The sequence below is a fragment of the Vibrio sp. 14G-20 genome (assembly GCF_026241515.1).
In the GTDB taxonomy this organism is placed as follows: Bacteria; Pseudomonadota; Gammaproteobacteria; order Enterobacterales; family Vibrionaceae; genus Vibrio.
Genome location: NZ_JAPHPW010000059.1, coordinates 1 through 1,110 on the forward strand (window position 1 = coordinate 1; position 1,110 = coordinate 1,110).

A 1,110-nucleotide genomic window follows, 5' to 3' on the forward strand; every position below is an offset into this window, starting at 1 on the left:
CAAAATCGACACTGATATCCGCCAGTGTATCTTTGACGATAGTATCGCTAGAAGTTGCCGTATTGCCTGCAACGTCCGTAACGCTTGCTTCTACTGTTAAAATGCCTTCAGCAAACCCCGAATAGTCTTGACCAATCAGAGTCCACTCGCCACCGGAAACTATCGCTGTATAATTTTCTGACTTGCCATCAACATCGGTGATGGTGACAGTAACTTCTTGACCATCTTCAACATTGGTCACCGTGCCGACCAATGCGCCATTATTGACCTCAGCAGAGTTGTAATACTCATCACCAAAACCATCAAAATCGACACTGATGTCCGCTAACGTATCTTTGACGATAGTATCGCTAGAAGTTGCCGTATTGCCTGCAACGTCCGTAACGCTCGCTTCAACCGTTAACTCGCCTTCAGCAAAACCTGAGTAGTTCTGCCCCGTCAGGGTCCACTCGCCACCAGAAACTATCGCGGTATAATTTTCTGACTTGCCATCGACATCGGTGATGGTGATTGATACTGTCTGGCCATCTTCAACATTGATCACAGTTCCGACCAAAATGCCATTACTCACTTCGGCGGAGTTGTAATACTCATCACCAAAGCCATCAAAATCGACACTGATGTCTGCTAACGTATCTTTGACGATAGTATCGCTAGAAGTTGTAGTATTGCCTGCAACGTCAGTAACTGTAGCCTCTACAGTCATGATACCTTCTGCAAAACCCGAATAGTCTTGGCCGACTAATGTCCACTCGCCACCAGATACTATCGCGGTATAATTTTCTGACTTGCCATCAACATCGGTGATAGTGATTGAAACTTCTTGGCCATCTTCAACATTGGTCACCGTGCCAACTAATGCGCCATTACTCACCTCGGCAGAGTTGTAGTACTCATCACCAAAACCATCAAAATCGACACTGATATCCGCCAGTGTATCTTTGACGATAGTATCGCTAGAAGTAGCAGTATTGCCTGCAACGTCCGTAACGCTTGCTTCAACCGTTAACTCGCCTTCAGCAAAACCTGAGTAGTTCTGCCCCGTCAGGGTCCACTCGCCACCGGAAACTATCGCTGTATAATTTTCTGATTTACCATCAACATCGGTGA

The 1,110-nt window shown here is 46.2% G+C and carries 1 protein-coding gene; it reads right to left on the reverse strand.

Translation table 11 applies throughout. The annotated features are described in order from the left end of the window. Positions 1-1,110 (reverse strand): Ig-like domain-containing protein (locus OQJ75_RS22425; protein WP_266067293.1); only part of this gene is annotated, 1,110 nt, incomplete at both ends.